Annotated in this window: 22 protein-coding genes; 3 read left to right on the top strand and 19 right to left on the bottom strand. The window is 55.5% G+C overall.

From position 1 onward, the window contains the following. Nucleotides 1-96: 96 nt before the first annotated feature. Genes CCASEI_RS05960 through lepB (CCASEI_RS05945) form a run of 4 tightly spaced genes read right to left on the bottom strand, consistent with a single transcriptional unit; the run spans nucleotide 97 to nucleotide 2,499 of the window. Nucleotides 97-402 (bottom strand): DUF2469 domain-containing protein, encoded by a 306-nt coding sequence (locus CCASEI_RS05960; RefSeq protein ID WP_003845360.1) that lies wholly within the window; start codon nucleotides 400-402, stop codon nucleotides 97-99. Continuing rightward, nucleotides 402-1,073 (bottom strand): ribonuclease HII, encoded by a 672-nt coding sequence (locus CCASEI_RS05955; protein WP_006821702.1) that lies wholly within the window; start codon nucleotides 1,071-1,073, stop codon nucleotides 402-404. Before CCASEI_RS05955 ends, CCASEI_RS05960 begins: the two co-directional genes overlap by 1 nt. Continuing rightward, complete coding sequence (gene lepB, locus CCASEI_RS05950) at nucleotides 1,074-1,793, bottom strand: signal peptidase I (RefSeq protein WP_006821701.1); 720 nt, start codon at nucleotides 1,791-1,793, stop codon at nucleotides 1,074-1,076. Next, nucleotides 1,771-2,499: a signal peptidase I gene (gene lepB / locus CCASEI_RS05945; protein ID WP_006821700.1), complete on the bottom strand. Its 729-nt coding sequence runs from the start codon at nucleotides 2,497-2,499 to the stop codon at nucleotides 1,771-1,773. Before lepB (CCASEI_RS05945) ends, lepB (CCASEI_RS05950) begins: the two co-directional genes overlap by 23 nt. A gap of 51 nt (nucleotides 2,500-2,550) precedes the next feature. Between lepB (CCASEI_RS05945) and CCASEI_RS05940 the strand changes: the two genes are divergently transcribed. Continuing rightward, nucleotides 2,551-4,263, top strand: a complete 1,713-nt coding sequence (locus CCASEI_RS05940; protein WP_006821699.1) for an ABC transporter ATP-binding protein — start codon at nucleotides 2,551-2,553, stop codon at nucleotides 4,261-4,263. A gap of 49 nt (nucleotides 4,264-4,312) precedes the next feature. On the opposite strand, the gene rplS is transcribed toward CCASEI_RS05940, so the two are convergent. The 5 genes from rplS to CCASEI_RS05915 all read right to left on the bottom strand — a co-directional run bounded on the left by rplS (nucleotide 4,313) and on the right by CCASEI_RS05915 (nucleotide 10,843). Continuing rightward, nucleotides 4,313-4,657, bottom strand: a complete 345-nt coding sequence (gene rplS, locus CCASEI_RS05935; RefSeq protein WP_006821698.1) for a 50S ribosomal protein L19 — start codon at nucleotides 4,655-4,657, stop codon at nucleotides 4,313-4,315. Between the two features lie 114 nt (nucleotides 4,658-4,771). After that, complete coding sequence (locus tag CCASEI_RS05930; RefSeq protein WP_006821697.1) at nucleotides 4,772-6,040, bottom strand: ABC transporter permease; 1,269 nt, start codon at nucleotides 6,038-6,040, stop codon at nucleotides 4,772-4,774. After that, entirely contained in the window at nucleotides 6,037-6,708 is a 672-nt protein-coding gene (locus tag CCASEI_RS05925; RefSeq protein ID WP_006821696.1) for an ABC transporter ATP-binding protein, read from the bottom strand. Before CCASEI_RS05925 ends, CCASEI_RS05930 begins: the two co-directional genes overlap by 4 nt. After that, entirely contained in the window at nucleotides 6,709-8,379 is a 1,671-nt protein-coding gene (locus tag CCASEI_RS05920) for an HlyD family efflux transporter periplasmic adaptor subunit (protein WP_006821695.1), read from the bottom strand. It lies immediately after the preceding gene. Between the two features lie 187 nt (nucleotides 8,380-8,566). Beyond that, nucleotides 8,567-10,843 (bottom strand): Tex family protein, encoded by a 2,277-nt coding sequence (locus CCASEI_RS05915; RefSeq protein WP_006821694.1) that lies wholly within the window; start codon nucleotides 10,841-10,843, stop codon nucleotides 8,567-8,569. 282 nt (nucleotides 10,844-11,125) lie between these two features. Between CCASEI_RS05915 and CCASEI_RS05910 the strand changes: the two genes are divergently transcribed. Continuing rightward, nucleotides 11,126-12,331: an RtcB family protein gene (locus tag CCASEI_RS05910; RefSeq protein ID WP_006821693.1), complete on the top strand. Its 1,206-nt coding sequence runs from the start codon at nucleotides 11,126-11,128 to the stop codon at nucleotides 12,329-12,331. On the opposite strand, the gene CCASEI_RS05905 is transcribed toward CCASEI_RS05910, so the two are convergent. From CCASEI_RS05905 to rpsP, 4 genes are all read right to left on the bottom strand, one after another. Next, a complete protein-coding gene (locus CCASEI_RS05905) occupies nucleotides 12,318-12,686 on the bottom strand; it encodes a hypothetical protein (RefSeq protein ID WP_006821692.1) in 369 nt (122 codons plus the stop codon). The two genes, CCASEI_RS05910 and CCASEI_RS05905, sit on opposite strands and share 14 nt — an antisense overlap. Then, a complete protein-coding gene (gene trmD, locus CCASEI_RS05900; protein WP_006821691.1) occupies nucleotides 12,671-13,522 on the bottom strand; it encodes a tRNA (guanosine(37)-N1)-methyltransferase TrmD in 852 nt (283 codons plus the stop codon). The genes CCASEI_RS05905 and trmD overlap by 16 nt, the downstream gene beginning before the upstream one ends. Continuing rightward, complete coding sequence (gene rimM / locus CCASEI_RS05895) at nucleotides 13,519-14,019, bottom strand: ribosome maturation factor RimM (protein WP_006821690.1); 501 nt, start codon at nucleotides 14,017-14,019, stop codon at nucleotides 13,519-13,521. The genes trmD and rimM overlap by 4 nt, the downstream gene beginning before the upstream one ends. 87 nt (nucleotides 14,020-14,106) lie before the next feature. Further along, on the bottom strand, nucleotides 14,107-14,586 hold the full coding sequence (gene rpsP, locus CCASEI_RS05890) for a 30S ribosomal protein S16 (protein WP_006821689.1): 480 nt from the start codon (nucleotides 14,584-14,586) through the stop codon (nucleotides 14,107-14,109). A 314-nt stretch (nucleotides 14,587-14,900) separates the two neighbouring features. On the opposite strand from rpsP, the gene CCASEI_RS05885 reads away from it, so the two are divergent. Continuing rightward, nucleotides 14,901-17,324: an acyltransferase family protein gene (locus CCASEI_RS05885; protein ID WP_006821688.1), complete on the top strand. Its 2,424-nt coding sequence runs from the start codon at nucleotides 14,901-14,903 to the stop codon at nucleotides 17,322-17,324. An 89-nt stretch (nucleotides 17,325-17,413) separates the two neighbouring features. On the opposite strand, the gene ffh is transcribed toward CCASEI_RS05885, so the two are convergent. The 6 genes from ffh to CCASEI_RS05855 all read right to left on the bottom strand — a co-directional run bounded on the left by ffh (nucleotide 17,414) and on the right by CCASEI_RS05855 (nucleotide 23,720). Next, on the bottom strand, nucleotides 17,414-19,051 hold the full coding sequence (gene ffh / locus CCASEI_RS05880; RefSeq protein ID WP_006821687.1) for a signal recognition particle protein: 1,638 nt from the start codon (nucleotides 19,049-19,051) through the stop codon (nucleotides 17,414-17,416). Between the two features lie 43 nt (nucleotides 19,052-19,094). Further along, nucleotides 19,095-21,239, bottom strand: coding sequence for a [protein-PII] uridylyltransferase (locus CCASEI_RS05875; protein WP_081466603.1), 2,145 nt, complete (start codon nucleotides 21,237-21,239; stop codon nucleotides 19,095-19,097). Next, nucleotides 21,193-21,531 carry a P-II family nitrogen regulator gene (locus CCASEI_RS05870; protein ID WP_006821685.1) on the bottom strand — a complete coding sequence of 113 codons (339 nt, stop codon included), beginning with the start codon at nucleotides 21,529-21,531 and terminating at the stop codon, nucleotides 21,193-21,195. Before CCASEI_RS05870 ends, CCASEI_RS05875 begins: the two co-directional genes overlap by 47 nt. Nucleotides 21,532-21,537: 6 nt before the next feature. Further along, nucleotides 21,538-22,920 (bottom strand): ammonium transporter, encoded by a 1,383-nt coding sequence (locus CCASEI_RS05865; RefSeq protein ID WP_006821684.1) that lies wholly within the window; start codon nucleotides 22,918-22,920, stop codon nucleotides 21,538-21,540. Between the two features lie 156 nt (nucleotides 22,921-23,076). Next, complete coding sequence (locus CCASEI_RS05860) at nucleotides 23,077-23,466, bottom strand: cation:proton antiporter (RefSeq protein ID WP_006821683.1); 390 nt, start codon at nucleotides 23,464-23,466, stop codon at nucleotides 23,077-23,079. After that, nucleotides 23,466-23,720, bottom strand: coding sequence for a monovalent cation/H+ antiporter complex subunit F (locus CCASEI_RS05855; RefSeq protein WP_006821682.1), 255 nt, complete (start codon nucleotides 23,718-23,720; stop codon nucleotides 23,466-23,468). The genes CCASEI_RS05860 and CCASEI_RS05855 overlap by 1 nt, the downstream gene beginning before the upstream one ends. Nucleotide 23,721 lies beyond the last annotated feature (1 nt).

Here is a 23,721-nt window from a genome sequence, read left to right as displayed (position 1 = left end):
AAGAAACTCAATGGTTGATACGTCTTCAAAACGCAAAACTGTGGATAACTAAATCTACGGGCTTAGTTATCCACAGGTGATTGCGAAATAGAGGCTTTATTCAGGAAGAATGTACTCCGGCTTGTCCAATTCTTCGATGTTGACGTCCTTGTATGTGATCACGCGAACGTAGCGGACAAAGCGCGCGGAACGGTACATGTCCCATACCCACGCATCCGACATGCGTACTTCGTAGTACACATCCGGGCCGTTGGTGTGCGGAATGAGTTTTACCGCATTAGCCAGGTAGAAGCGGCGTTCGGTTTCCACGACATAGGAAAACTGGCTAACCACATCGCGGTATTCTCGGTAGAGGGACAGTTCAACTTCTGCCTCGTAGTTTTCCAGCTCTTCAGCGCTCACTATATTTCTCCTTCGACGGTGCTCCGGTTTACTTTAGTCATTTCAAACGTTAAATGCGCTTGCGCCACGTTGGAATAACTCATCCGATGAATAGGAGTTGCCCCTAGAGTTTTGATTGCTTCGGTGTGGATGGCTGTGCCATATCCCTTGTGTTTGCCCAGCCCATAGCCGGGATATAAATCCTCAAGCTCTTCCATAATGTGGTCCCGGGAGACTTTGGCTAAGACGGAGGCAGCAGCGATGCATCGAATAGCAAAATCGCCTCCGACAACCGGCAGATAGGGCGCGGTGAATCCTGGAACTTTCAAGGCATCGGTGAGAATGTAGCGCGGCCGGACATCTAGGCGTGCCACCGCGCGGCGCATCCCGGAAACATTGGCGTGTTGGATGCCATGGCTGTCGATGTCCCCTGGGCCGATGTGCAAAATTGCATAAGACAGCGCGTGTTTTTGGATGATGGGGAAAAGACTCTCCCGTTGCTTCGCGGACAACTTCTTACTATCGGTCAGTGTGTCAAGCCCCGGAATGATCTTGTCTGGCAGCACGCACGCGGCAATAGTAATCGGTCCCGCGCATGCGCCACGCCCTGCTTCATCCACGCCGGCAACAGGGCCTAAACCTGCCTTGGACAGCGCTACTTCATAGGTGCGTTTTTGAACGAGCTTGCGCATTTAGATGGTCTCAGACGGCACTGCTCGGAATTCTGGGAAGAATACTGCACGCACGCGTCCTTTCACGTTGGACGTTGGAATTGTGCCTTGGAGCATATCGCCCATGTGGTAGCGCGAATCCAGTGAATTTGTGCGGTTATCGCCCATGACAAAGATATTGTCTTCGGGCACAGTCAGTGGCCCGAAGTATTCCCCACCGCAGGCAGCCGAACCGGCTTGGGGGTTGACTTCCATATCCGGTGGAGACTTGATGAAGGAATCATTGGTCTTGGTGCCATTGACCATCACACCGGGATCATCTTCCAAGCACTGCACGGTGTCACCTCCGGTGGCGATAACGCGCTTGACCAGAATGTTCTTGGTGTTCGGGCGCAGACCGGCTGCGGCCACGAGGTTTTGTACACCGCGCACCATGACGTTATTGGAGCGGTCAACGCTAAAGCCGACGTTCCAGGCATCGGGTCCTTCAAAGACCACGACATCGCCGGGATCAGGATCGGAAAAGTAGTAGCTGAGCTTTTCCACGAAGATGCGGTCATTGGTGCACCCCTCACAACCGTGAAGCGTGGGCTCCATCGATGCCGAAGGAATCACATAAGGCCGGCCAACAAACGCCTGGGTTCCAATGAGCAGCGCGAAAGCCAGGACAATGATGAGGAATGCTTCCCACACCAATGCCCAGGGACTTTGCTGGTCTTTATCCTTGGATTTCTGGGTCATCGACTCCACCGATGCGGCTAAACGGGTAGAAAACGAGCGCTACCTTGCCGCGGACATTGTCCATAGGAATAGTGCCTTGGTACTCATCGTATGAATGCGCGCGGGAGTCAGCCGAGTTAGTGCGGTTATCGCCCATGACGAACAGATTGTCATCTGGGACGGTGATTGGGCCGAAGTACTCACCGCCACAGGCTTCAGAACCGGTGGCTGGGTCAACTGGATAGGTCGGCGGGTTTTGCACATAAGACTGGTCAATTGGAGAGCCATCAACCATCACCGCTGGGTCGCCTTCCTGACACTGCACGGTCTGTCCGCCAGTGGCAACAACTCGCTTGACCAAGTTGTTTTCATTAGGTGGGGCAAGCGAGACATAGCTCAATGCTTCTTGAACACCAGCGAGGAATTCATTATCCGAACGTGGCGAATCCCAGCCGGTGTTCCATGATTCCGTGCCCTCAAACACAATGACGTCACCTGGTTCCGGATCGGAGCCGTAATAGCTAATCTTCTCCGTCAGAATTCGGTCATTGGTGCAGCCCTCACAGCCGTACAGAGTAGGCTCCATCGATGATGAAGGGATGACGTATTGGCGACCAACAAACGCCTGAAGGACGCCCACGATAGCCAAAACTACGCCCACGATAAGGAGGGTTTCAACTATCCATGGCAACTGCTTCCTGCCGCTCTCAGCGTTATTGTCTTTCACCCGGTCGATCGTAGCAGCCTTTGTTTGGACCAATGCATAGACTAAGGGATTGTGTCAGAATCCCCAGAATCTTCTCATTCATTTAAGACCCTGCTCTCCATGCTAGGTCACCACAAGGCATCTTTGACCGGTGCCATTGTCTTCTCCGTCCTCGGCTCACTCATGGGACTTGCGCAGCCCATGCTGATCAACCAGATCATCGACAAAATTGGCCAGCCCATGGGCATGCTCATTACCTTGCTCGTTGGTCTATTGGTCTTGTCCTCTGTTGCTAGTGGCCTGGAATGGTACTTGCTCACTCGAACCGCTGAGGCAGCCGTCTTCGCTACCCGCCGTGATCTGGTGTCGCACTTGCTCAGGCTTCCCATCACGTCCTATGACAAACACCGCACCGGCGATTTGGTCACCCGCGTCGGCTCTGACACCACCTTGGTGCGTACCGCTTTTACTGGCGGCCTGGTCCAGGCCGTGTCTTCGGCATTGACCATCGTGGGCTCAATTGCTCTGATGGCGCTCATTGACGTCACCATGCTGCTCGTCGTTTTGTCCGTTATTGCACTGACTTTGGTTGCCGTGGTGTTTACTTCCCGGCTTATGCAGAAATACACCAAGCGTGCTCAGGAAGCTGTGGGTGAACTCGGTGCCGGCATGGACAAGTCTCTTGTTGCGGTGCGTACTGTGCGTGCTTCCCGCGCCGAAGAACGCGTGGAAAAAGAACTGCATAGCTCTGCCGACAGGGCTTATCACGAGGGCGTCAAAATGGCGACGGTCGGTGCTCTGCTCAATCCGGTTTCTGGATTGGCATTGCAGGGATCATTCTTGATTGTGCTCGGTATCGGTGGTGCTCGCGTGGCGTCCGGAACTATTTCCGTGGCGGACTTGGTGTCTTTCGTGCTCTACATGTTTATGGCATCGATGCCTTTGGGCATGATTTTCAGCGCGATAACGACCGTGCGTCAAGCAATGGGTGCGATTGACCGCATCAACAATGTGCTAGACGAGCCACTCGAAGATTCCACCGGCAAGGAAGCAGAACACTCCTCCGCAATCAGCTTTGATTCCGTTTCCTTTTCCTATGATGGCAAGACTCCGGTGCTAGAAGACGTGTCTTTCGATGTCCAGCCCGGTACCAAGACTGCGCTGGTTGGGCCATCTGGTGGTGGCAAGTCCACGACGCTCGCACTCATGGAACGCTTCTATGATCCGACCGCTGGCACGATCTATCTGGGAGACCAGGATATGTCTGAGCTTTCCCGCGAATCAGTGCGCGCCCAGGTCGGATACGTGGAGCAAGAAGCAGCCATCTTGGCGGGTACGGTGCGAGAGAATCTGAAGCTGGCAAACTTCCAAGTCACTGACGAAGAATGCTGGGCGACCTTGGACCAGGTGAACTTGCGTGATCGTTTCGAAGACTCCGAGGGGCTCGATACGATTCTGGGTGACCGCGGTGTTTCGCTGTCTGGCGGTCAGCGTCAACGTTTGGCCCTTGCGCGCATGTTGCTGATGGATTCCCCGATTTTGGTGCTCGATGAGCCAACCTCTGCGGTGGACTCTCATAATGAGCAGCTCATTTTGGATGCCATTGCGGCAGCTGGTGCGGATAAGACCGTCATTATTGTTGCTCACCGCTTGTCCACGGTGACAGATGCAGACCAGATTCTGGTCATCGATGACTCTAAGGTCCAAGCTCGCGGCACGCACGAAGAGCTGCTTGAGACTTCTGAGCTGTATCAGGAGCTGGCTTCCAGGCAGTTGTTGGCATAAAAAAATTCCCTGCGCCCTCGAGATGAGGATGCAGGGAATTCGCCGTAAATTAGCGACGCTCCTTGATGCGAGCCTTCTTACCACGCAGCTCGCGCAGGTAGTACAGCTTCGCACGACGGACGCGGCCGCGGCGGGATACGGTGATGGACTCCAGGTTTGGAGAGTGTACTGGGAAGGTACGCTCTACACCGATGCCGAAGGAAACCTTACGGACGGTGAAGGTCTCGCGAACACCGGAACCCTGACGACGGATGCAGACACCCTTGAAGAGCTGGGTACGCTGGTTGTTACCTTCGATAACCTTTACTTCAACGTCCAGGGTGTCACCTGGGCGGAAGGAAGGAATATCGTCGCGCAGAGATGCTGCATCGACCTTGTCGAGAATGTTGCTCATAGCAATCCTTTTCAATTTAGGATAGAGGACCCTGGCGTGAAACTAACCGGTTCATATCCGTCTACATAGAACAGTCAATAATTTTGGCACATGCTGCGAGAATATTCCAAATCCTTATTCGTAGCGCAGCGCCTCAATCGGAGTGAGCTTCGCTGCCCTATCAGCCGGGTACCAACCAAAGAATAGCCCGATGATAAGACAGAAGACCAAGGAACCGATAACGCCGTAGAGCGGCGGGAGCACCATGGTTCCCAGCAGTGCCGATCCGAGCAGGCCAAAGATGGTGCCAAAGACAATGCCGAGAATGCCGCCGATGACACAGACAACCATTGCCTCGACGAGGAATTGCAGGCGGATGTCTTTGCGCTTGGCACCTAGTGCCTTACGCACACCAATCTCTCGCGTTCGCTCGGTCACGGTGATGAGCATGATGTTCATGACACCAATACCGCCGACGAACAGTGAGATTCCAGCAATCGCGGCAATTGCGCCGGAAATCGCGTTCATGACTTGGTTGAAGGACTCCAGCTCATTTGAAGCATCTGTTGCTTTCGCCTCATAGTCCACGTTATAGGCGTAGTAGTTATCTAAGTATTGCTGCAACTCCGGCTGGAGATTGTCCTCACCGCTTCCCCGCACTGCGATCGATGACAGCGTCGCGAAGTCTGGGTTGAAGATTTCCTCAAACTGGTACGGGATGTACATCTGTGCAGGACCTGTACCCACCAAAACGCCGGCGCTCGCTGCTTCTTCGACTCCCACGACCTGGAATTCCATAAACGTATCGCCATAGGTTAGTTCCACCATCTTGCCGATGGCTCCGTATGGGTTGCCATCGAAAAGCAGCTCAACCATCTGCATTGGAATCACTGCTACTTGGGACTGGCGCTCGATATCATCGGCAGTAAGCCCTCGCCCAGCAACGATTTTGACGCCTCGCATTTCAAAGTAATCAGCGTTAACCAAGCCGACATCGGCAGATGTAGTTTCGTCCGCGGCGGATGCTTCGGCCTGATAAGAGTTGTAATCACCAATGGTGATACCTGCTAGGCGGCTACCGAACTGCGTGCGCAGCCCATCGATCATTTCTTCCGTGATTCCCGCATTCGGATCCTCTAAGCTGCCGGAGTAATAGTAATAGTCTTGCCCGCCTGCTTCTTCGATTTCATCCTCATCAGGACGCGGCTGCACGTTGACGGAAACATCGGTGGCGCCAAAGGATGAAAGTCCATCAAGGGTTTGGGTGCGCAATGCTGCGCCCAGGGTCAAAATGGCGATAACGGATGCGATACCGATGATGACGCCCAGCAAGGTCAACGCCGCACGCATTTTGTTGGTGCGCAGCCCTGAGACCGCCATGGCTAAAGCTTCAGAGAAATTCATGCGATATTCCCGTCCACCATGGTGACAATGCGGGAGGTTTCCTCCGCCAATTCCGGGTTGTGGGTAATAAATACGATGGTTCTACCCTGCTCATGCAGCTCGTGGAAGAGATCCATAACCAGGCGACCGGTCTGTGAATCGAGAGCGCCCGTGGGTTCATCGGCAAGTAAAATGTCCGGATCATTGGCCAAAGCCCGGGCGATAGCAACGCGTTGTTTCTGCCCACCTGAAAGCTCTGAAGGCTGATGGTCAGCGCGGTCTGCCATGCCCACCATGTCCAGCAGCTCATCAGCGCGGCGGGTGCGCTCTTTACGTGAGATACCCGCATACATCATGGCCATCTCCACGTTCTTGCGAGCCGAGATGCGCGCCACCAAGTTGAAGTTCTGGAAGATAAACCCAATGCGACGATTACGTAAAACCGCCAGCTTGTCATCGTTGTATTCGGCAACATCATCCCCTGCCAGGGTGTACGTGCCCTCCGTTGGTTTATCCAACAGCCCAATAATGTTCATCAGCGTGGATTTACCAGAACCGGATTGACCAACTACCGCGACGAATTCGCCCTCATCAACATGGAAATCTGCACCGTGAAGCACGGTGAGTTCATTCGGCGTATCTACATTGAAAGTCTTGTAAATGCCGGTCATTTCAATTACTCGGCTCATTTACATACCCGGAACTTCAACGGTTTCACCAACGCGGTGGAGATACATTTCCGGGACGGTCAGGACTTTGGTGCCCTCTTCAATGCCGTCGCCTGACACCGTCGCACCGAACTCGTCCTCTTCGACTGTGACCTCGCGTTTAGCAATCTCGCCGGAGTCTTCAATGACCAGCAGGTGCTGCTTGCCTTCTTCTTCCAGAATCGAAGACGGGCTAATGGATAGCCCTGGCGTGGATTCTGTCAGGGAAATGCGCACCTTGGCGGACGCACCAATGAGCAGCCCCTTGGTATCACCGGTGGTTTCAATTTCTACCGGGTAGGTCACTGATGAGGATTCTCCACCGGATGAATCTCCTGCTGCTGCCGGATCTGTGGAGGGCACGGTGGTTATCTTCTTCACCTTGCCGGTAAAGGTCTGCTCCCCTGTTGCTGGCGTGGTGAATTCGACTTTCTGGCCATGCTTGACACGCGAGATGTCAGATTCCCGGACGTTGGCCTTGACCACCAGCGTGGAGTCATCAGCAACGGTAAATGCCGTGCCACCTTCGGCAGAGTTCTGGTCAGGGACTGCGGTGACCAAGCCTTTGAACGGCGAGCGCACTTCAGCCTGCGCGATATCCACGCGAAGTTGGTCGGCTGCGGTCTCAGCGGAGTTCTGGCCAACCTGCGCCGAGCGCATGGCATCAGATACCTGCGCGTTGTAGTTGGTGATCTGGTATTCGGAGTTGCGACGCGCTGCTTCCAGGCTGGTGGAGGCATCTTTGACTGCTACGAAGGCATCAGCGACGTCACGCTGCTGGTTAGCTAAGTCAAGGTCTACGTCTTGAAGAACGCGATCATATTCTTCCTGGGAGGTATTGAGTTCACGATTAGCGGCGAGGACAGAGGCCGCCGCGTCTACGCCAGTAAGTGCGTTCTCAACATTGCCGCGGTCATAAGCTTCGATGGCTTTCTCACGCGACTCAATCTGCGCCTCGATGGCACTGCGAGCTTCCTCATCCTCGACCGTGGCCAACTGCGCGCGGTCTTCCTCCAGAAGTGCAGATTCACTCGCACGGGATGCTGTGTCAAAGACAACGCTGACTCCCAGCTTGGCAGCGTTGACAGCGGCCCCGAGCAGTGAGTCACGGTTGGCTTCGATTGCGGAATCTTCTGCGACTACTTCTGGCGCCTTGCGGTTGAGCTGCGCCTGATAGGTCTCATTCGCTTTGTCATAGGCACTTTGTGCCTGGCGCAGTGAAGACTCTGCGCCCGAGATTTCTGGATCCAGCCCAGAATTCAACATGTCCTGGTACTGGTTAAGTTCACGCTGTGCAGCTTCCACGGCAGATAGCGCTTCAGTTGCGGACTGTGCCTGGGTTGCTTCTTGTTGGCTGAGCTCGCGCTGCAAATCAGAGACGTTGTAGCGTCCCAGCAGGTCATTCGTTTCAACCGGGTCACCAATTTCAACATCAACAGATTGGATTGGTGCCGCCAATGTAGACGTCAAGGTGATTTCGCGGATTGGTTCGATTTGCCCCGATACAGACACGCGCGGTGCTTGCGCGCGCGAGAGCGCCATGTAGTCAGTGGGGGCAATCTGATCACTTCCCCCAGAAGTGAGTGCATAGACTGCACCTCCTCCCCCTAAGAGGACAACAGCGGCCACGGCGGCTATAACGCGTTTGCGCATTTAGTTTTCTCCCACAATAAAAATAATTTTCAATTACTGATAGTAGGAAAATAATTCATGCGCCGTGACCCCGGGTTTAGGGATCTCCCTTAGGGGATCCCGCTCACCGGCGACAACGGTTTTCAAACGGGGGTGTACGAAGGTACCTTTTTAGAAATCGCTTCGACTCCCCCGAAGGTAAATCTAGCTAGAATCCAGCGTTTTTCAAGGCATCTGCCATTGATCCGCGCGGGGCAGACTGCTGCTTGCCGCGGGGGTTCTTTGACTGGGGTTGTTTCTTCCTAGGCGCCGAGCTCTTCTTAGGTGCGGAGCTCTTGTCTGCATTCGCATCATCGTCAAGGCGAAGAGTCAAAGAGATTCGCTTGCGGGCAACGTCTACTTCGAGAACTTTGACCTTGACTACCTCGCCGGAGCGCACAACCTCGTGTGGATCAGAGACGTAGCTGTTGCTCATCGCGGAGATGTGCACCAGTCCGTCCTGGTGGACTCCCACGTCCACGAAAGCACCGAAGGCCGCCACGTTGGTAACGGTACCTTCCAACACCATGCCCGGGGTCAGATCAGAGATCTTTTCCACGCCTTCTTTGAATGTGGCTGTCTTAAATTCCGGACGTGGGTCACGGCCAGGCTTGTCCAGCTCAGCGATGATATCGCTGACAGTCGGGATGCCGAAGGTATCATCGGCAAAATCCTTTGGGTTAAGTCCACCAAGAACCCGTGAGTTACCCACAAGTTCTGCGATGGACAGTCGTGTTGCTTGAGCGATCTTTTCCACGACCGGGTAGGCCTCGGGGTGAACAGCTGACGCATCCAGTGGGTCCTTGCCACCGGTGATGCGCAGGAAGCCGGCGGACTGCTCATAGGCTTTAGGCCCCAAACGTGGCACCTTCTTGAGCTCCTTGCGGGTGGTGAAACTTCCGTTTTCATTGCGGTAGAACACGATATTGTCTGCGATAGTGGTGCTGACACCAGCGACGCGTTCGAGCAGTGGAACGGATGCGGTGTTCAAGTCCACGCCAACACCGTTGACGGCATCTTCGACCACGCCATCAAGGGTGCGCGCGAGCGAGACTTGGTTGACGTCATGTTGGTATTGCCCAACACCAATAGCCTTCGGATCAATCTTGACCAGCTCCGCTAGCGGATCCTGCAAACGACGGGCGATGGATACCGCGCCACGAAGGGAAACGTCCATGGTTGGGAATTCATCGGCAGCAAGCTGCGATGCTGAGTAGACCGATGCGCCGGATTCCGAAACTACAACTGGGGTTGGACGCTTGCCGCCAGCTTGGGCGATGAGCTCCGCTACTTCCGCAGCGAGCTTTTCGGATTCACGCGAGGCAGTGCCGTTGCCCACGGCCAGCAGGTCAACGCCATGGGTAGCGCACAGTGTGGACAAAGTTTGTACTGCCTGCGACCACTGGTTTTGGGGCTGATGTGGGTAGACAATCGCAGTGTCCAAGACTTTGCCCGTTGGGTCCACCACGGCGCACTTCACGCCATTGCGGTAACCGGGATCCAAGCCTAAGGTGGCACGCTGACCAGCCGGTGCGGCCAACAGCACGTCGCGCAGGTTGGTGGCGAAGACTTTCAAGGCACCTTCTTCAGCGATTTCCTTCAGGCGCATGCGCACATCCAAACCGGCGGAGATGTACAGCTTGGTGCGCCAGCCCCAGCGCACCGCCTGGGAGATCCACTTGGAACTACGGTCTAGCTCAAAGCGGGTGGCAATCATGTTTTCATAAATGTCATCATCGCCAGCATCCAGGTTGAGCTGCAAGATACCTTCGGACTCACCGCGCAACAGCGCAAGAATGCGGTGCGAAGGCAAAGACTCGAAAGGCTCAGAGAATTCAAAGTAATCCTTGAATTTTGCGCCTTCAGTTTCTTTACCTGCAACAACGCTTGCCTGCATCGTGCCCGTACTGAACATTTCCTCGCGAACCTTGCCCACCAGGTCAGCGTCAAGCGCGCAGCGGTCCACGATGATGGCGCGGGCACCGTCCAACGCCTTCTTCTCATCCTCGAAGCCCTCTGTGAGATAGCCCTTGGCTAGCTCACTCGGGTCAGCCGCCGGGTTAGCAATGAGCTCTTCCAACAGCGGCTCAAGGCCAGCTTCCCGCGCGATATCTGCCTTGGTTTTGCGGCGTTTCTTGTACGGCAAGTACAAATCTTCCAGGCGTGCCTTGGTGTCGCACTCTAAGATGTCGCGCCGCAGGTCATCGTCAAGCTTTCCCTGCGCTTCAATCGCTTCGAGGATGGCTTGTTTACGGTCCTCTAATTCCTGAAGGTAGGTTGCGCGGGTTTCAATGGTGCGCAACTGCGTATCATCCAAACCGCCGGTGACTTCCTTGCGGTAGCGGGCAATAAACGGAACCGTATTGCCTTCCGCGAGAAGCTTCAGTGCGGTTTCAACTTGGTCGGGACGAACCCCAATTTCTTGTGCGATAGTCGCTGCAATCATTCGGATCAGTCTAGCAGCCACGCGATTTCCCTTTAGCTATTGCCAAAACGTCCGCTTATGGCTAGCGTTAGAACTCGCGCGTTCAATGCGACAAGTAAAGTAACTCAAACACAGGGAGAAAGCATGTATCTGCATCAGCTACAAAAGCTCTCCTTTTCGCATGCGCGCAGAAAGTCTAAATCCTAAAGTTTTAGACTTTCTCAAACAGGTTTTCCGGCGCAGCACCAGCTGACGCCGGATTTTTGTTTTCATACCCACCCCTCTACCCAAGGAGAAAGACACATGTCTCGTTCTCGCGGCCCGAAGAAGGCCGCACCTCGCAAATTCAATGAAAAAGTGCACGTTGAAGCTTTCGCTTCCGTCCTCGAGCCAGCTGTGATGACACAGGCTGAGCAACTCGCCGGAATGCCCTTTATCCACCCGCACGTGGCGCTGATGCCTGACGCCCACGTTGGCATGGGCTCTTCCGTTGGCACCGTGTTCGGCACCATCGGCGCGGTTGTGCCGGCTGCTGTTGGCGTGGACATTGGTTGCGGCATGATTGGTGTGCGCACGCAGTTTAGCGCCACTGACCTGCCTGCAGACTTGGTTCCACTGCGTGATGCGATTGAGCAGGCCATCCCGCTGTCCCCTGGTAACTATAACGAGTGGCATCTCGAAGGTACCGCGGATGCCCGCGCCCGGGAGCTTGCCCAGATGGCGGATCAGGATGACATTGACCTGTCGCACTCGCCGAAGTGGCGTCAGCAGCTGGGATCGCTGGGCGGCGGCAATCACTTCATCGAACTTTGCCTGGATGAACAAGACCGTGTCTGGATGTTCTTGCACTCTGGTTCACGCGGTGTAGGCAACAAGATTGCACAGAAGCACATCGCCGCAGCACAGGCACAGTGCGATAAACACTGGGTGCGCTTGCCAGATCGGGATCTTGCCTACTTGACGGAAGGTACAGAGGAGTTCGATTCCTACATCAAGGAATTGCACTGGGCGCAGCACTTTGCCTACCTCAACCGTGAGGAGATGATGGATAGGTTCGCCCACTGCTTGGGTGAGTTCATCGGCACAGAGGTGGTTGAGGCAGAACGCATTAACTGCCACCACAATTACACGGTCAAGGAGGAGCACTTCAGCAAGAACGTGTGGCTCACGCGTAAGGGAGCAGTGCTTGCCGATGCCGGCGTGAAGGCACTGATTCCAGGATCGATGGGTACGCGTTCTTATGTCGTGGAAGGCAAAGGCTTTGCCCCTGCTCTGCGTTCAGCACCGCACGGTGCCGGCCGTAGGTACTCACGCACCGAAGCGCGCAAGCGCTTTACCGCGGAGGACTTGGATTCCCGCATGACCGGTATTGTCTACCGCCCGGGCAAGGAATGGATTGATGAAATTCCAGATGCCTACAAGGACATTGACCAGGTCATGGAAGATGCCGCGAAGTTGGTTGAGGTCAAGCACGAGCTGCGGCAGGTGCTTAACGTCAAGGGGACTTAGTCCACGCCAAGGTCGTGCCGAGCCCAAACTCGGTGTGGCCAATCTCGGCGGTGCCATACCATGTGGTTTCCGCCGGGAAGGCTTCCGCGACTGCTGCCGCGCACTTATTCAGCGGCAGTGTTGAGGAGCCGTTGACAATAATGCGGTAGACCTGCGCGCCAGCGGGTGCTGTGCCGTGGCGCATCCAGTACTCATTGACCAGTACGTTGTCAGTTTCGCAAGCACTGTAAAGTACTTCCACCGCAATATTGTCCACGACAACGCCTGCCTGCTCTGACAAACGAGGAAGTTCTTCTAGAACTTCCTTCCACTGCGATGGATAGAAGAGTACTGAGAGATCTACGCTGATGTCCATCCAAGTCCCTCCAAGTATTTAATGTCGGCCTTGTCCAGATGCGCCCCGGCTAGCAATTCCGGCCGGCGCTCAAAAGTGCGCTTGAGGGATTGCTCTCTACGCCAGCGGTCGACCAGACCATGATTGCCGGACGTGAGAACCTCTGGGATTTCCAGCTCACGCCACACGCGTGGCTTGGTGTAGCTAGGGCCTTCCAGCAGGCCATCAGAAAATGAGTCCTCTTCATGGGAGCGCTTGTTGCCCAACACGCCGGGAATCAAACGGACAACTGCTTCCGCGATAACCAGTACTGCTACTTCCCCGCCGATGAGAACATAATCGCCGATGGAGACTTCCCGCACGCGGTAGCGCTTGTGGGCATCATCAATTACGCGCTGATCGATTCCTTCGTAGCGGCCACAGGCAAACACAATGTGCTCCTCATGCGACCACTGTCGTGCATCATCTTGGGTGAAGGGTTTGCCCGTGGGCGTTGGGACGAGCAGCAACGGCAAAGATGAATCCTCCCCAGTTGGCTCATAGGAGTGCCCGCCAATACCTTCGAGCTCATCATGGCGTGGGCGGTTAAGATGCGGCAATGCTGAAGCTAGTTCGCTGCCTTCGGTGTTGCCCGCGGCAATGTCGTCGAGTGCTGGCCCCCATACCTCAGGCTTCATCACCATGCCTGGCCCACCGCCGGCCGGCGAGTCATCGACAGTCTTGTGCGCACCTGTCGCCCATGAGCGCAGGTCATGCACACCGACGTTGAGACGGCCTTGCTCAATCGCCTTGCCCAAAAGCGCGTGGCGGAGTGGATCGAGATATTCCGGGAAGATAGTGGCTACGTCAATCCTCACAGCTCAAGCAGCCCTTCCGGTGGTGTAATTGTGCAGGTGCCTTCCTCAAGGTCTATTTCTGGAACGATCTCTTCCACGAATGGGATGAGGGCTTCCTTGCCATTATCTAGTTTGATTTCCAGCAGTGACTGTTGCGTGCCGTGGGTGATGCCAGTGACTTCACCGATGGACGCGCCTTCAAGGACGACTTTGAGTCCCTCCAACTCGTGGTCGTAGAAGCCTTCATCATCTTCTTCTTCGATTGGTTCAGCGAAGAACTGCACTCCGCGCAGCGAATCAGCTGCGGTGCGGTCTTTGACCTCATCGAAAGTCAATAACAAACGTCCCTTGTGTGCACGGACTGTCTTGATGGTGAACTCCACTTGCTTCCCACCCTGCTTACCGTTTAATACTGCCCCCGGGTAGTAACGCTGCTCTGGGCTGTCCGTAGTCACGTCCACGGACACTTCACCTTTGATGCCGTGCGACTTGATGACTCGACCGATCAATAATTCCATGAGGTCAAGCATAATAGAGCAAAAGCGCCGTCTCCCAATTGGGAAACGGCGCTTGCTTTACGCATCTAACTCAAAGTTGAGTTGGAATTACTCTGCGGACTCTTCCTCAGAAGACTCAGCTGCCTTAGCAGCTTCTGCGGCAGCCAGTTCAGCAGCAGCCTTAGCGTCCTTTTCTTCCTTAGCCTTAGCGCGCTTAGCGGTAACAGCCTCAACGGATGGGCCGTTGTTAGCCTCAGCCAATGCAGCGTTGAAGAGTTCCAGCTTGGATGGCTTCTCTTCTGCAACCTTCAGGGTGCCCTCTGCACCTGGCAGACCCTTAGCCTTCTGCCAGTCACCGGTGATCTTCAGCAGTGCGAGTACTGGCTCGGTTGGCTGTGCGCCAACGCCGATCCAGTACCGTGCACGCTCAGAGTCGATCTGGATGACAGATGGCTCTTCCTTTGGCTGGTAGATGCCGATGTTCTCGATTGCACGGCCGGAACGGCGGGTGCGGGCATCAGCAACGATGATGCGGTACTGTGCGTTACGGATCTTACCGATACGCTGAAGTTTGATCTTTGCAGCCATGATTGGCTCCTTTATCTATTTCAGTCACTGGGCAGTACAGGCGCTCGAATTTTCATTCAAGCCGGTTCAACCCTTGGAGATTTTTCTGCGTGTGACTGCCGGTCGACCTTAGTCGGTGGCGGCATTACGCAGTCGTGCAATTTCACACAACCGGCATCATATTACAGGGCATCCAACTAATTCCCAAAACTGGTGTGGAGGAATATGTGTTGGGCACCTCGACCGAGTAACCTTGTCACCGAATTCCTGCCACCTCCTGCACAACAGTTATTTTTGCTGTGCCCAAGCAATAGATTCGGACCATATGATTTTATATGAGCACTGACGCTGTTCGGAACTTCCGTTACCGATATGACCTGGACGGACTTCGTGGCATTGCAATTGCCCTAGTGGTCTTTTATCACGTCTTCGTCGGCCGTGTATCCGGCGGCGTGGACGTCTTCCTGCTCCTATCAGGTTATTTCTTCTTAGGCTCGCAGCTGCGTTATGCAGCGAAGCCGAATGCTTCTCTCAACCCCTGGTGGCCGATTTGGCGCACACTGCGCAGACTTCTGCCCAGTCTGATTCTGGTCATTGGTGTCACCACGCTGCTGGTGTACTTCATCACCCCGCAGCTGATGCGCACCGAATTTGCGCAGCAGATTACCGCGACTTTGTTCTACTACCAGAACTGGGAATTAGCGCGTCAGGACGCTGATTACGCGGCAGCCTCTGCTGAGACTTCCCCACTGCAGCACATGTGGTCGATGGCTGTGCAGGGCCAGTTCTACCTCATGGGCATTATTTTTGCGCTGGTTCTCGCAGTAATCATTCGCTTCCGCCCCACAGGTGGCCTGCGTCCTTCTCGCTTCCCTAGCGTTAATCAGATTGCCGGACCGATCCTGATTGTTATCACGGTTGTCTCTTTCGCTTACGCCTCCCGCCATGGCTTGTATGGCACTGGTGAAAACTATTACTCCACCTGGTCCCGCGCATGGGAGCTGACCCTGGGCGCAGTACTGGCAATTTATGGCTCCAAGATAAAGGTCTCGGAATTCCTGGGCAACGTGATGACCATCGTTGGTCTGATCGCACTGTTCTTTACCGGCGCAATCATCGCGGATTCCACGGCATACCCAGGCCCACTGTCTCTGCTGCCACTCGGTGGCGCGGTGCTGATTATCCTCGGCGGCGGTTCCGGCGGGAGGATTTCCGGATTAATGGCCTCCAAGCAGGCGCGCTGGCTAGGCGATATCGCCTATGCCCTCTACCTGTGGCATTGGCCTCTGCTGATTTTGTCTACCTCCGCGTTGAGACTGGCAACCCCACCATGGTGGTTGGGCATCATCATTATCGCAGTCTCCCTTGTTCTGGCAGATCTGACGCACCGTTTCTTGGAGCGCCCGCTGCGCCAAAACGCGAAGCGCCCAATGTCTGATGACATGCCAGTAAACCGCGCGATGGCAACGCTCAAGCAGCGCCCTGGCCAGATGCGTGCAGTCGGCGGCAGTCTTGTCGCGGTCTGCATGGTGGCATTGTTGATGGTTCAGCCAATGTGGTTGCGTTCCATCCAAAATCTTGAGGGCGACACCTTGGACGCGGTTTCTTATCCAGGCGCCTTGGCGCACTTCGGCGCAGACGTGCCTGAGGTTGATATGGTGCAGCCCGATCCAATGTTGGTCGGCGGAATCATGCCACCAATTTCGACAGTGCACTGCTTCATTGCCAAGGATGCTCCTGCGGACTTCTTCCTGGATACCGATGTCAATGGTGAACCGTGTATCTTCGGCGATGTTGACGCTGAGTTCACCGTTTATCTTGTCGGCGGTTCACATGCTGAGCAGTGGTCTTCCGGTCTGGACAAACTGGGCCAGCGCATGGGCTTCAAGCTGGTGCCGCTGCTGCGCCAGGACTGCCCCATTGAGTTGGGTGATACTTCTGGCGTGACTCCGGTCTGCGCCGACTGGGGCGAGCTAGCGATGGACAAGGTCCTGGATGCGCAGCCTGACTTGGTCATCTCTAACACCACTCGCCCACAGGGCGAATACGGCCACGGACCAGATATGGTGCCGGCAGGCTACGTTGGGTTCTGGGAGGGTCTTCAGGCCGCCGATATTCCGTTCTTGGGCCTGCGCGATAACCCATGGAGCTTTGATGAAAACCTCATGGCTCGTGAGTTTGATGAGTGCTATGTCGCTACGGAAGACCCCATCGGCTGTGGCATGGCGCGCGAGCGCGTGTACACCCCAGTAGATCCGGCTGCGGAGATTCTCGCGAACTTCGAGAACATGGTCGCAGTCGATACTTCCAACTGGTTCTGTGATGCGGTCTGGTGCCCAACTGTTATTGGCAATACCATGGTGTATCGCGATATGCACCATATCTCTAACGCGTTCGCCGATTCTGCGATGCCGCTTTTTGAGGACTACATCCGCGCCTTTATGGAAGGCGCACCAATTCCAGAACCGCGCACCCCAAGTTTCGAGCCAGCGCCACTGCCCGCTCCGGCACCAGAAGGTGAACCGCTTCCGGGCAGCGAATACCCAGGTGGTGAGCAAGCTCCAGTAGAGCAGCTGCCGGGCAATGAACCGCCGCCGGTCTATCAAGATGCTCCGCCCGCTGAAGAAGCTCCGCTCATCGAAAACCCACCAGCAGAAGTTCCACCCGCGGAACCTCCTGTAGAGGAACTCCCAGAAGGTGCAGTCCCTTATGAGCCAGGTCTTGGAGAGACCATTCCTGGTGCTGGTGCAGCCACCTAAAAGACAGCAGCCTAGACAAAAGCTCGAACCCCTGACATCTAATAGTGTCAGGGGTTCGAGCTGTGCTTTGTGCTTAAGCTGTGGGGCGTTTACTTATCAAACTTGAGGTTGTTCAAGTCGATGTTCTCCATGCCCTTAGGCAGCTTGTTGCCCATTCCTGGGGTGCCGCCACCGGCGCCGCCACTACCCATCTGCTCTTGTAGCTTCTGGAGTTCTTCCATGGATGGCATACCGCCACCACCAGGCATGCCCGGCATACCCGGCATGCCGCCTGGCATCTGTGGCATACCGCCGCCGCGGTTGGAGTTCTTTGGCTTCTTGCGCTTGCCGTTCTTGCCCTTGCGGCCCTTTGGCTTCTTCTTCGTCGCAGAACGTGCGCCGCCGCCCATACCGAACTGGCCGGCCATCTTGGTCATCATCTTCTTCGCCTCATTGAAGCGCTCGATGAGCTGGTTAACATCAGCGACCTCAACACCGGAACCCAGCGCGATACGCTTACGGCGTGATGCGTTGAGCACCTTTGGGTTCTCGCGCTCTTCTGGGGTCATACCGCGGATGATGGCTTGAATGCGGTCGATCTGCTTTTCATCGACCATATCGGCCATTTCGCTCATCTGCTTGCCGCCAGGCATCATCTTGAGCAGGTTGCCAATTGGGCCCATCTTGCGGACCATCAGCAACTGGTCAAGGAAGTCATTCAGAGTGAGCTCACCAGAGCCAAGCTTGCGCGCGGCGTCCTCGGCCTTGTCATGGTCCAGGGTTGCTTCGGCCTGCTCAATGAGGCTGAGCATGTCACCCATGCCGAGAATTCGGCTGGCCATGCGCTCAGGGTGGAAGACATCAAAGTTCTCTAGCTTCTCACCCGTGGAAGCAAACATGATTGGCTTGCCGGTAACTTCACGGATAGACAGTGCAGCACCACCACGGGCGTCACCATCCAGCTTGGTCAACACAACGCCGGTAAAGTCCACTCCGTCGCGGAAGGCCTCAGCGGTAGAAACTGCGTCTTGACCGATCATGGAGTCAATGACGAAGAGAACTTCATCTGGATTGACGGCATCACGGATGTTGCGGGCCTGTGTCATCAGGGTTTCATCAATACCCAAGCGACCCGCGGTGTCAATGATGACCACGTCATGCTGTGCACGCTTGGCTTCTTCAATACCTGCCTGCGCGACCTGGACTGGGTCACCGGTAGAGGTGCCCATCTCGTGGTCGTGCGCATCCACCGAGGTACCCACATCCGGAGCGAAGGTTGGAACGCCAGCGCGCTCACCAACAATCTGCAGCTGCTGGACTGCACCAGGACGCTGCAAGTCACAGGCCACCAGCATCGGGGTGTGGCCTTGACCTGACAGGTGCTTGGCTAATTTACCGGCGAGGGTGGTTTTACCAGCACCCTGCAGACCAGCGAGCATAATGACAGTTGGCGGGTTCTTCGCAAACTGCATGCGGCGGGTCTCACCACCAAGAATGGTGACCAGCTCTTCATTAACAATCTTGATAACCTGCTGAGCAGGGTTCAGCGCTTCAGAAACTTCCGCGCCAACAGCGCGTTCTTTAATACGCTTGATGAACCCGCGCACAACGGTCAAAGACACGTCGGCTTCCAGCAGCGCAAGACGAATCTCACGCGCGGTGGCGTTGATGTCTGCCTCGGTCAGCTTGCCTTTACCGCGCAGACCCTTCAGCGTCGTTTGTAAGCGATCTGATAGTGACTCGAACACTTAAGCACATCTTTTCGTTCGGGAACTTTTTAACTCCCCTAGCTTAGCCGCCTGATAGTGCTTCGGTCACATTCCTGACCAAGGCGGCGCGAGAAACTGTCTCCATCATCGCCGCTTGCACCACCATTGTGGCTCCCGGGGAGGTCATTGTCAGCCACTTTACATCAGGCAATTTGCCAATAACATGGCCAAGACCTGCGCGTTGGTCAACGGTGCGCACTTCAAAGACTCCACCGACTTGCCAGTTGGCCGTCGAGGGCATTTTCTCAATCGGCGGCAGGACGGAATACACACCTGATTTGTAGGCTTGGATAAATCGAGCTTCATCAGCTGCCCGCTCAATACGTTCATGCAGGGCACGCACCGTAAACTCCGCGGCATAAGAGCCATCATCTTCGCGCACCATCGCTGCCGAGGTAACGATCCACCCCAGCGCAGCCACAACGGCGAGTGGCCGAACCACTTCGCGTTGATAGGACCCACGCCAAGAAATGGTCAGATATTTATCTTCCCAGTCAGTTTGCAGTCCGATATCCGCCGGGGCATAAACCTGCGGACGGGTGGGCACCAAGGTGTCCAGCATGTTTAGGCCGCGCTTGGATAGCTCATGTACAGCAGCAGCTTTTCGATGATTCCATACGCCAGGCCCCGTCGACTTCGAATCGGCTTCCGTCAGCACGGTAAGCAAAGACAGCGTCAGTGGGTCATATTGGACCGCATCCAACACAGCATTGCGTGCCTCATCGGAATACGGGTCCATGCGCGCTGCCAGCTTCGACAGCGTTGTGTGCTCAGCAACGAGGGTTTGCACGCGCATACGATCAGGCAGATTAAGTCCCATCTTCTGCGCCATGCGCGCGACCATCTCAGCGCCCACTTGTTCGTGCGGGCGACCATAGCCTTTGCCGATGTCATGGAATAAAGCTCCGAGCAGCAACAGGTCTGGCCGGCCCACCGTGGTGCGCACGTCAGAGCAGCGCGCCACCGTTTCAACGGAGTGGTAGTCAATGGTGTGGGAATGGTTGCGCTCGCGCGGCAGCACACCACGAATGTGGTTCCATTCTGGGACATAGCGCTCCCACAACTGATGCCTGTCCATTTCGATGATGACCTGCGGGCGAGTCAGCACGGTGAAGAAGTCATCGACCGTCGCGCGGGGCCACCGCGGCGGCAAATTAGGTACTGCCTGCAGCCGCTGCCACACGCCACTTTTCACCGGGTTGCCGGTACGCGCGGTTGCCGCAGCTACCCGCAGCACGAGACCAGGATCCTCGAGGTTCGCGTTGCGGGCAAGGGTGATGTAGCCGCCTTCATCAAGCACATCGACATCGAGTGGCTTGCGGACGCGATGCAGGCTGCGCCGGGACACGAGCCCGCGCGCGGTGGACAGCCCACGCTCGACCGCATTACTGATCGTGGTCGCGGCTTCAGCCAAATCGGCCGAGAGCTCATAGCGATCCTTGAAGCCTAAGTCATCAGCAATTTCGGCAGCGAATTCTGGCTCCAGTACGTCACGGTGGCGCCGCGAATGCTCATGCAGCAGCACGCGCACATCCAACAACAAGTCACGTTGCACCGACAGGTCAGGCACATCGCAGAGGTTGCCCAAGGCAAGCGCGAGTAGCAGCTGCACATCGCGCAATCCCCCACGCCCGTTCTTGATCTCGGGCCGCGTCATCGACGCGATTTGGCCCGCCCTACGCCAGCGCTCAATGGATGAGTCAATGAACTTGTCAAAGTTCTTCTGCAACGAAACCCGCCAGGTGGCGTAGAGCTTCGCCCGGGCTTCATCGACAAGCTGCTTATTGCCCGCCAGGAAAGTTAAATCCAACTGGCTCAATGCCGCCGCCACATCAGTTTCTGCAATCGCCGCGCACTCATCCGGCGTGCGGATTGCATAATCCAGGTGATACTTGGCATCCCAAATTGGGTACCACAGAGCCGACGCAGCCTCATCATCGACTGGCTCCCCCGGAGCATGGATAAGCACCATGTCGAGATCCGAGTAGGATGTCATCTCCCGCCGGGCCAATGACCCGGTGGCAGCCAGCGCCGCATTGGGCGGAATAACTAGTCCATCGATCAACAATCGCGCCGAGGTATACGCCTCAGCGCGAATTGCGTGTGGATCTAAAATCTCACTAGACAGCGTCTTCGCCACGCTCTCCGGTACGTACGCGGATGACATCTTCAATGGAAGATACCCACAGCTTGCCGTCACCAATCTTGCCGGTGTACGCGGCCTCAACGATCGCGTTCGCAACTTCATCTACGCGCTCATCTGCCACGAGGATTTCCAGCTTGATCTTTGGCACGAAGTCGGTGGCGTATTCTGCACCGCGGTAGACCTCATTGTGTCCACGCTGTTGGCCGTATCCTTGTACCTCAGTCACAGTCAGGCCATGAACATTGATGTGTTCAAGAGCCGCACGCACATCCGGCAAAGTGAAGGGTTTGAGAACTGCAGTAATCAGTTTCATGGTGGTTTACTCCTTTATATCTGTGCGGGATGGAATAACAGGTGCTTGGCCATTTCTTTCCATACTAGCGCCCGCGTGTGCAAAATTGTTCGTTCCGGCGACGTCATATGCAGTCTCGCGGTGTTGATCAAGGTCAACTCCATTAGCTTCGGCTTCTTTATCGATGCGCCATCCCAGAGTCTTTTGCAGAGCAATAGCAATGAGGTAGGTAATCGCGCCGGAGAAGACCATGGCCACAACAGCGATGATGATTTGGACAACCAGGAGCTTGAATCCATAGGCGTAATCATCGGTGAACACGCCGCCTTCGCGGGCAAAGAATGCCACGCCCACTGTGCCCCACAAACCAGCGACCAGGTGCACGGCAACGACGTCGAGAGAGTCATCGTAGCCAAACTTGTACTTCAGACCCACGCCGTAGCAGCCCAGGATGCCACCGATAAAGCCCAGAATGAGTGAGGTCATTGGGGTAAGCGCACCAGCAGCCGGGGTGATGGTGACCAAACCTGCGACAACACCGGAAGCAGCACCCAAAGACGTTGCTGCCTTGTCACGCAGAGTTTCAATGAGCATCCAGCCCAGCATTGCTGCTGCAGCTGCTGCTGTGGTGTTGAGCCATGCCAGGCCCGCAAGACCATCGGCAGCAAATGCGGAGCCGCCGTTGAAGCCGAACCAACCGAACCACAGCAATGCTGCGCCGAGCATAGTAAATGGGAGGTTGTGTGGACGTGAAACGTGCTTCGGGAAGCTTGCTCGCTTGCCGATGACTATCGCGAGAACCAAAGCCGCCGTACCAGCAGAGATATGGACAACGGTGCCGCCCGCGAAGTCAATTGGTGCAACAATTGCTTCTCCGCCTTCAGTACCGAAGATCCACGCCGAAATGGAATTTTCAGCGTGCGAGAGCAGTCCTCCGCCCCAGACCATGTGAGCTAGCGGGAAGTACACCAGTGTTGCCCAAGCTCCGGAAAAAACCAACCAGGTAGAGAACTTCACGCGCTCTGCCAACGCACCGGAAATCAGCGCAGTCGAAATAACTGCGAAGGTCAACTGGAATCCGATGTCAATGACATTGGAATAACCCGAGGCTCCTTCGATGTAGTTTCCGGACTCATCCCAGATTTGGTCCCGCAGCCCAAACATCTCAAATGGGTTGGCCACTACCCCGCCTAATGACTGGGTGCCATAAGACATGGACCAACCCCACAGAATGTAGACAACCGCGATAACTCCTAAGCTTCCGAAGCTCATCATCATGATGTTCATGACGCTGCGCCGCGATGACATTCCTCCGTAGAACAATGCCAACGCAGGAGTCATCAACAACACCAATGAGGCCGAGATGAGCATCCACGAGGCATTACCGGATGCTGCCAATACGCTGTCCATTTGCCTTCCCACTTTCTATAATTCAATAGGTACTATATCAGAATACCTGTCCGGCTATAGAATGGGAAATAGTTTGTGACCTAGGAAACACAAAAAGTCGGTACCCACAGGGTGCCGACTTTTTATGTGTTGAGAAACTCGTAGTGTTCTGGCCTGCTAGGAAAGCCTATCCGAGAGGTCATCGCGCATAAACTGCTCACGCGCGAGTGCTTCCGGGTCACCGTAGAACGGGTCAGCCTCATTAAACTTGCAGTCCACAATCTCCACGCGACGCAACATTGCAGCGCGGGAAATCAGGATAGAGCCAATAGCCGAGGTGCCAAGTAACAAGATGATTGCAGCCAAGCCGATGAGGACATTCCACCAGCCTGGATCACGCAAGAATGCGCCAATCAGCAGGAAGGTCACGCCGAAACCGGACGCAGTTGAGAGCACCGAAATACGTGCGAACACGTCACGGAAGCTCAACATGCCGGCAGCACAGACCGCAAAGTTAAACGCACCGAACAGCAGGAAAATGTCAGAGATGATATGCAGCACTGGCATTAACGCTCACCTCGCATGAGTGCCCGCGAGAGCGATACCGCACCCAAGAAGCCCATGACTGACGCCACGAGTACCAGGTCGAAGGTAAAGCCTGAGCCCTTCTTCATACCAACCAAGGCCACGAGGGCAACGAGCACAAACAACAACGCATCCGCTGCAGAAACTCGGTCAGCTCGGGTGGGGCCGATCAACATACGGTAAGCAGAAGGAATGATGGACAGCGCCACCACGACAATTGCAATATCTAGAACCATG

The sequence above is a fragment of the Corynebacterium casei LMG S-19264 genome (genome assembly GCF_000550785.1).
GTDB classification, from domain to species: Bacteria; Actinomycetota; Actinomycetes; order Mycobacteriales; family Mycobacteriaceae; genus Corynebacterium; species Corynebacterium casei.
Note: the sequence above shows the minus strand (reverse complement) of the source record. Positions and strands in the feature narration are given on the sequence as shown.